Origin of the sequence: Rhodococcus sp. BS-15, assembly GCF_000813105.1 — a bacterium.
Taxonomy (GTDB): Bacteria; Actinomycetota; Actinomycetes; order Mycobacteriales; family Mycobacteriaceae; genus Rhodococcoides.
In genome coordinates, this window is sequence record NZ_BAOX01000251.1 from 1 (window position 1) to 7,328 (window position 7,328).

Annotated in this window: 7 protein-coding genes and 2 pseudogenes; 4 read left to right on the forward strand and 5 right to left on the reverse strand. The window is 67.1% G+C overall.

The window, feature by feature from the left end:
• The 5 genes and pseudogenes from RHBS_RS21520 to RHBS_RS21540 all read right to left on the reverse strand — a co-directional run.
• Positions 1-588 (reverse strand): annotated as a pseudogene (locus tag RHBS_RS21520) (cysteine--1-D-myo-inosityl 2-amino-2-deoxy-alpha-D-glucopyranoside ligase); the annotation flags it as partial.
• A 24-nt stretch (positions 589-612) separates the two neighbouring features.
• A complete protein-coding gene (locus RHBS_RS21525; protein ID WP_187298586.1) occupies positions 613-1,386 on the reverse strand; it encodes an SCO1664 family protein in 774 nt (257 codons plus the stop codon).
• Between the two features lie 35 nt (positions 1,387-1,421).
• A complete protein-coding gene (locus RHBS_RS21530) occupies positions 1,422-2,012 on the reverse strand; it encodes a DUF3090 domain-containing protein (protein WP_037189325.1) in 591 nt (196 codons plus the stop codon).
• Positions 2,013-2,147: 135 nt separating this feature from the next.
• Positions 2,148-2,855, reverse strand: a complete 708-nt coding sequence (locus RHBS_RS21535) for a histidine phosphatase family protein (protein ID WP_128646401.1) — start codon at positions 2,853-2,855, stop codon at positions 2,148-2,150.
• Positions 2,856-2,880: 25 nt separating this feature from the next.
• Positions 2,881-3,711, reverse strand: a complete 831-nt coding sequence (locus RHBS_RS21540) for an undecaprenyl-diphosphate phosphatase (RefSeq protein ID WP_374700640.1) — start codon at positions 3,709-3,711, stop codon at positions 2,881-2,883.
• Positions 3,712-3,922: 211 nt separating this feature from the next.
• Here RHBS_RS21540 and RHBS_RS21545 point away from each other — a divergent pair.
• The 4 genes and pseudogenes from RHBS_RS21545 to RHBS_RS21560 form a co-directional block, all read left to right on the forward strand.
• Positions 3,923-4,854, forward strand: a pseudogene (locus tag RHBS_RS21545) (aldo/keto reductase).
• An 80-nt stretch (positions 4,855-4,934) separates the two neighbouring features.
• The gene (locus tag RHBS_RS21550; RefSeq protein ID WP_374700641.1) at positions 4,935-5,897 is read left to right on the forward strand and encodes a hemin ABC transporter substrate-binding protein; all 963 of its coding nucleotides are present in this window, start codon (positions 4,935-4,937) and stop codon (positions 5,895-5,897) included.
• Positions 5,894-6,961, forward strand: a complete 1,068-nt coding sequence (locus RHBS_RS21555; protein ID WP_128646404.1) for an iron ABC transporter permease — start codon at positions 5,894-5,896, stop codon at positions 6,959-6,961. Before RHBS_RS21550 ends, RHBS_RS21555 begins: the two co-directional genes overlap by 4 nt.
• The coding region (locus RHBS_RS21560; protein ID WP_128646405.1) for an ATP-binding cassette domain-containing protein at positions 6,961-7,328 on the forward strand (368 nt) is incomplete at its 3' end. The genes RHBS_RS21555 and RHBS_RS21560, both read left to right, overlap by 1 nt.

The following is a 7,328-nucleotide window of genomic DNA, read 5'->3' on the forward strand; positions in this document are numbered from 1 at the left end:
ACCGACCCGATCGGGGTCGCCCCCGCGCTCGGCGAAGAACGTGTCCATCGTGGCGCGGTCGTAGCCGGACTCGTAGCCGAACTGCTCGGTGGCATCGGCACGGAAGTACACATCCGGGTATTCGGCGTCGTCGACCACGTACGCCGCACCGGCCGCGACCAGCTTCTCCACCAGTTCGACGACCTCGTCGACGGACTCGACGGCGCCGATGTAGTCGCGCGGAGGGACCACCCGGAGCGCTTCCATGTCTGCGCGGAAGAGCTCGATCTCACGAGCTCCCAGATCGCGCCAGTCCTCGCCGTCGCGGTCGGCGCGCTCGAACAGTGGATCGTCGACATCGGTGACGTTCTGCACGTAGTGCACGTCCGTGCCCGCGTCCAGCCACAGCCGGTAGATCAGGTCGAACGTAAGGTACGTCGCCGCGTGCCCCAGGTGGGTGGCGTCGTACGGGGTGATTCCGCAGACGTACATCCGAGCCGTCGAACCGGGGGTGACGGGACGGACCTGGCGGTCTGCGGTGTCGAACAATCGAAGCGCTGGACCCTGTCCTGGGATTGTCGGGATCTCCGGGCTCGACCAAGAATGCATGCAGCCGAGCCTATCCGAGCCCGATCAGAAGGCGGGCCAGGGTATGGGTCTGCTCGAGCGAGGTTCCGGCATGACGGGACGGGCGATCAGCTCCTGAGCCCGGTCGAGAACCGCGACCGTTTCGGTCAGGGTGATCTTGTCGACCAGGCGCGGAGCGGTGACCGCGTCGAACGTCTCGACGAACCGCACCACGTCGGTCATCAACGCATCGTCGACCGCCTGGCCTGCCCACCCCCACAGCACCGTGCGCAACTTGTTCTCGGAGTGCAGGCAGATACCGTGATCCACTCCGTACACATATCCGTCGAGACCTTCGAGCGCGTGCCCGCCCTTGCGATCGGCATTGTTGAGGATCACATCGAGAACCGCCATCCGCTGCAGCCGCGGATCGTCGGCGTGGATCAGCGCGATCTCCTCGCCCTCGCCGTCGTACGCCTGCAGGACCGGAATCCATCCCGCCGGCACGAGATCGGGACGACAGATATCGACGAGGTCGACGCGCCCTTCGGCGTGATCATCGGGCGTGTCGATCCACTTCTGCACCATGCCGGGACCGAACGGTCCGTCGCGCAGCACCGTCGGCGGAATGACGCCCCAACCGAGTGCCTCGGAGATTTCGTACGACGCCACCTCGCGGCCCGCGAGAGTGCCGTCCGGAAAGTCCCAGAGCGGCACTTCCCCGCGAACGGGTTTGTACACGCACCGCACGGCCGTCTCGCCCTCGCCCGCCTCGCACACCAGCGTGGCGTTGCTGGCCGACACCACCCGACCGACGACGGTCAGGTCGCCGGTCTCCATGGTTTCGCGGCCCTCGAACGGCGGCAGTTCGACGGTCAAGACTCGTCGACCTCGGTCACCGGTCCGAACGTCGCACCGCGGCGGTAGCCATTGGTCCTGATGCAGACGTGTCCCTCGGGAGCCAATGGCTGTCCGCACAGCGGGCACGGCGCGCGGCCCGCTGCGATGACGCGCTCGGACCGCACCGCGAATTCGCGGGCCTGCACCGGAGTGAGGAACACACGAACGGCATCGGGGCCCTCGTCGGTGTCGTCGAGAACGACCGATTCGTCCACCTCGACCTCGCTGACGGCGAGAAGTTCCACCACGACGGCGTTGGCATCGGCATCCCAGCCGAGCCCCATCGTTCCGACGCGGAACTCGGTGTCGATCGGAGTCAGCAACGGACTGGTGTCGACCGGATCGGTCTCCTCGGCCGGAACGTCGGCTCCGAAGCGGCGGTGCACTTCTTCGAGTAGCAGCCCCATCCTGTCGGCGAGTACCTGGACCTGCTGCTTCTCCAAAGCGACCGACACCACGCGGGCGTCGTGCACCGCCTGCAGGAAGAACGTTCGGTCGCCCGGTTCCCCAACGGTCCCGGCAACGAAACGATCAGGGGTGCGAAAAACGTGTATGGCGCGCGGCATTGCACCTCCTAACGACTCGAACAGCTCCGCGAAGCAATTCTCGGAACTTTCATTATCGGCCACAGATCGAACATGGACGGTATTGCTTGCCCTCCAGCCTGCCACTGATCGGGGTGTCAGCGCCGAATCGACGCTCTAGCGGCCTGCCCCACCACCGACGACCGCGTCGGAAGAGTCCGCGTTGCCCGATTCCGACGTGCTGGGCTCCTCGGCCTTCGGTACGAACGCACTCAGATCGGACCCGGTGTCGTTGGTCCGCAGCACGAAAGGACGCGTCGAGGTGTAGCGAACGACGCTGATCGATGCCGGGTCGGCAACGATGCGCTGGAAGGAATCGAGGTGGGCACCCATCGCGTCCGAGAGCACCGACTTGATCACGTCACCGTGCGAGCACGCCACCCACAACACGTCGCGACCGTGCTGCGCGGCCAACCGGGCGTCGTGCTCGCGCACCGCCTGCACCGCGCGTTGCTGCACCGTCGCCAAGCCCTCGCCCTCCGGGAACACCGCAGCCGACGGATGCTGCTGGACCACCTTCCACAGCGGCTCGGCCAGCAACTCTTTGATCGCCCGGCCGGTCCACTGCCCGTAGTCGACCTCCACCAACCGATCCTCGACCACCGGCGAGAGCCCGAGCTTGGCAGCCAACGGCTCGACCGTCTGCTCGCACCGCAGCAACGGCGAGCGAACGATCTCCGCGACCGGCAGATCACCGAGACGATCCGCGACCGCCTGCGCCTGCTCACGCCCGCGATCGTCGAGCTCGACGCCGGCGCTTCGACCCGCGAGCGTGCCTGCGGTATTCGACGTCGAGCGGCCGTGCCGAAGCAAGATGACTGTCATTGCATCGAGCCTAGTGAGGGTGTACCTACGTTGCAGATACGACCCCGCCGGCCAGCAGACCGAGCACCACGACACCCAGCACGATGCGGTATCCCACGAACCAGTACAGCGAGTGGTTCGCGACGAACTTCAGCAGCCAGGCGATCGAGGCGTAGCCGAGCCCGAAGGCGATGATCGTGGCCACCAGCAGCTGCGGGCCCGACGCGGCCAGTCCCGAGCCGACCGGCTCGAAGGCGTCGGGCAGCGAGAAGAGACCGGAGGCGGTGACCGCTGGAATGGCGAGCAGGAACGAGAATCGCACTGCTGCCTCGCGTTCGAGCCCGAGGAACAGGCCGGCGCTGGTCGTCGCCCCGGAACGGGACACGCCGGGGATCAGGGCGAGACACTGCGCCAGACCCATCACGATGCCGTCGCGGGTGGTCAACTTCTCGATCGGACGTTCCTTCCGACCCACCTTCTCCGCGATCGCGATGACGACGGCGAACGCGATCAACATGAACGCGATGAGGTACAGGTTTCGGGCACCGGTTCGGATCTGGTCCTTGAACAGCAGGCCGAGAACGCCGATGGGAATGGTGGCGATGATCACGTACCACCCCATGCGGTAGTCGAGTCCGCGCTCGTCCTTCTGCTCGAGGCCGACGAACCAGGCCTTGACGATTCTGACGATGTCTCGCCAGAAGAACAGCAGCACAGCGGCTTCGGTGCCGAGCTGGGTCACCGCAGTGAAGGAGGCACCGGCGTCCTCGTTCCAGAACACACTGGAGACGATGCGCAGGTGCCCGGACGAGGAGATCGGCAGGAATTCGGTCAGGCCCTGCACCGCGCCGAGGATGATCGCCTGCAGCCAGGTCATGTCGATCATGCGGCGCCACCCTCCCAGATCGGTGTCGATGGACGGTTCACTATCGATGCGCGGCCGCCGGCCTGCCCCCTGAATTCGCGATTCACGGGCACGACCGTACCCGGCGCGGCACGTACGCACCGAGCGGCGCGGCGCACTACTGTGCACTGGCGGCAGTGCAGTTCGACACCGACGATCACACGTAAAAGGACATTCGGCACATATGAAGCAGAGATCGGTCGGCACCAGCGGACTTCGAGTCTCCAGGCTCGGCCTCGGCACCCTCGGATGGGGTAGCGGAACCGACGGTGACGACGCCGCAGCGCAGTTGTCGGCGTTCGCCGAGGCCGGCGGCACGCTCGTAGACACGTCTCCGGCGTACGGGGACGGACGCGCGCAACGAGTGCTCGCCGAGTTGCTCGACGACGTGGTCCCGCGGCACGAATTGGTGATCAGCAGCGCAGCGGGGCTGAGTTCGCGCTACGGCCGCTATCACGTGGACTGCTCGAGGCGTGGACTGCTCGGCCAACTCGACGCCACGCTGCGCGAACTGGGAACCGACTACCTCGACCTGTGGCAGGTGGCGACGTGGGACCCGATGACTCCGGTCGACGAGGTCGCCGCCACGCTCGACTACGCCGTGACCAGCGGACGGGTCCGCTACACCGGAGCCCGCGGATACCTCGGCTGGCAACTGGCGACGGCGGCAGGCGCAGCCGGTACCGGACACATCGTGGCCACTCAGGCCGAGTACTCCCTGCTCGCACGCGGCATCGAGGACGAGCTGATCCCCGCCGCAGACCACCACGCATCGGTGTCCTCGCCGCGATTCCCCTCGCGGGCGGCGTGCTGACAGGGAAGTATCGAAACGGAATCCCGGCCGACTCCCGCGGTGCCGACGAGGTGCACGCGGAGTCCGTGCTGACGTACCTGACCGATTCTGCGGTCAGCATCGTCGACGCTGCGGTCACCGCAGCCGACGGGCTGGCCACCTCGCCCCTGGTCGTCGCACTCGCATGGGCTCGGGACCGACCCGGAGTGAGCAGCGCCATCGTGGGAGCGCGGGACCTCGCTCAACTGATGGGCGCACTGATGGCCGAGGAACTCGAGCTGCCGCCCGCGATCGCGTCGGCCCTGGACGACGTCAGCGCCTGACCACCCGCAAACATCGGACAGGCTAACCTTCCGTTGTGACCGTCAATCGTCTCGCCGCCGTGCTCCTCGTCGCCGGACTCCTGGTCGCCTGCTCGGCGAACACCCCGGGCGTAGGACCCTCGGACTCCGTCGGCCCCCGCACCGCCGTCGTCGACGATCCGAATCCGGAACCCGTGACCGACGATCCGGCCGCGGTACTGCCCGTGACAGTGACCGGATTCGACGGCGTCGCCGTCACGGTGACGGACAACAGCCGCATCGTCGCTGCCGACCAGTACGGCACGCTGGCCGAGACCGTCTTCGCGCTCGGACTCGGCGACAACCTCGTCGGGCGTGACACCTCTGCTGCATTTCCCGCGGCCGAGAACGTGCCCGATGTCACCCCGACCGGCCATTCTCTGAGCGCCGAAGGAATTCTGGCGCTGTCGCCGACCGTCGTCCTGACCGATACCAGCATCGGTCCACGCGCTGTGCAGGATCAGATCCGAGCCGCGGGCATTCCCGTCGTGTACTTCGATCCCACCCGCACTCTGGCCGGCGTCGCCACCCAGATCGAGGCCGTGGCGGCCGCCCTGGGTGTGCCCGAGGCCGGTACTGCCCTCGCCGAACGAACGAACACCGAGATATCGGCAGCAGCGAACGACACACCCGAATCCACCGAACCGCTGAAGATCGCGTTTCTGTACATGCGCGGGTCCGCGATCAAGATGCTCGCCGGGCCCGGTTCGGGAGCGGATGCACTGATCGAAGCTCTCGGTGCCACGGACGCCGGTGTCGAATCGGGTCTGACCGAGCAATTCGTGCCGGTCACCAGCGAAGCGTTGATCGCCGCAGCACCCGACGTCATTCTGATGATGACCAAGGGCCTGGAATCGATCGGCGGAATCGAGGGTCTCGAGCAGATCCCCGGAATCGCTCAGACCCCCGCAGGCAGAGAACGCCGGGTGGTGGACATGGACGACGGGACCATCCTCAGTTTCGGCCCGAACACCGGAAAAGTGTTGGGCGCACTGTCGAAGGCCGTCTACGACCCGGCGTCATGACCGACAGCACACTCGCCGAACCACGCACGGGCCGAGGACGGGTAGCTGCCACATTCGGAGCCCTGGTTGTGGCACTGGTGGTCCTGGCTTTGATCTCGGCCGTCGTGGGACAGGTGCCGACGACTCCGCTGGAAGTACTGGGCAGCCTCGCACATCGGGTGGGACTCGACATCGGCCCGATGCCGGCACATCCCAGCGGCGAAGTGACACTGTGGCAGGTCCGATTCCCGCGGCTGACGCTGGCAATCGTCGTCGGCGCGTGTCTTGGCTGCGCGGGTGCGTTGCTCCAGGGGGTGTTCGCCAATCCACTGGCCGAGCCGGGTGTCGTCGGTGTCTCCTCGGGCGCTGCTGTCGGTGCCAGCTCGGTCATCGTGCTCGGTGGCAGCTTCGCCGGAGTCGGCAGTGTCGCGTTCGCCGCCTTCCTCGGCGGGCTCGTCACCACGATCGCCGTGTATTTCCTCGCTCGCAACGCAGGCCGCACCGAGGTGGTGACGCTGATCCTCACCGGCGTTGCAGTCAATGCCTTCGCCGGCGGTGTCATCGCGTTCTTCACTTTCGTCGCCAGTCCTGCCGCCCGCGATCAGATCGTGTTCTGGCAACTGGGGTCGCTTGCGGGCGCAACCTGGCAGTCGGTGGCCGTGGTCGGCCCGCTCGCGTTGCTCGGGATCGGAGCCTCACTGGCGATCGCCCGCCGGCTCGACCTGCTCGCGCTCGGTGAAAACGTGGCACGCCATCTGGGAGTGAACGTCGAACGACTCAGACAGTTCGCCATCGTCGTCGTCGCCCTGCTCGTTGCGTCCGGGGTCGCGTTCACCGGAATCATCCTGTTCGTGGGTCTGGTGGTTCCGCACGCCATGCGGATGGTGCTCGGCCCCGCGCATCGACTGCTCATCCCGTCCAGCGCCCTCGCCGGGGCCGTCGTGCTGCTCGCTGCCGATCTCGTCACGCGGACCCTCGTCGCGAACGTCGATCTGCCGCTCGGCATGGTGACCTCACTGGCGGGTGCCCCGTTCTTCTTCTGGCTGCTCCGCCGTACCCGTGCTCGCCAGGGCGGCTGGGCGTGATGGGGCGCACAGCGCGCCGGGACATCCCGGTCATCCCCGAACCGGGCTCGAGCACACTCGTCGCCCGCGGAGTCTCCGCACGGCGCGGGGACGCGACGGTGTTGTCCGACGTCCACCTCGACGTGGTGGCCGGCGAGATACTGGCGTTGGTGGGCCCCAACGGCGCTGGTAAATCGACGCTGCTGTCGGTCCTGGCCGGAGACACCGAGCCCAGCGCCGGATCGGTTCGGCTGGGCGACGAACCGCTGACCCGCATCCGCACGGTGGACGTGGCCAGGCGACGCGCTGTGCTGCCTCAGCAACACAGCGTCGGATTCGCGTTCACCGCCGGCCAGATCGTCCGGATGGGCCGAGCCCCCTGGGTCGG

What these genes read in the sequence shown, in the direction of transcription:
- RHBS_RS21530 (WP_037189325.1), bottom strand. Translation starts at nt 2,012, where the DNA reads ATGCCGCGCGCCATACACGTTTTTCGCACCCCTGATCGTTTCGTTGCC.
- RHBS_RS21540 (WP_374700640.1), bottom strand. Translation starts at nt 3,711, where the DNA reads ATGACCTGGCTGCAGGCGATCATCCTCGGCGCGGTGCAGGGCCTGACC.
- RHBS_RS21525 (WP_187298586.1), bottom strand. Translation starts at nt 1,386, where the DNA reads ATGGAGACCGGCGACCTGACCGTCGTCGGTCGGGTGGTGTCGGCCAGC.
- RHBS_RS21555 (WP_128646404.1), top strand. Translation starts at nt 5,894, where the DNA reads ATGACCGACAGCACACTCGCCGAACCACGCACGGGCCGAGGACGGGTA.
- RHBS_RS21535 (WP_128646401.1), bottom strand. Translation starts at nt 2,855, where the DNA reads ATGACAGTCATCTTGCTTCGGCACGGCCGCTCGACGTCGAATACCGCA.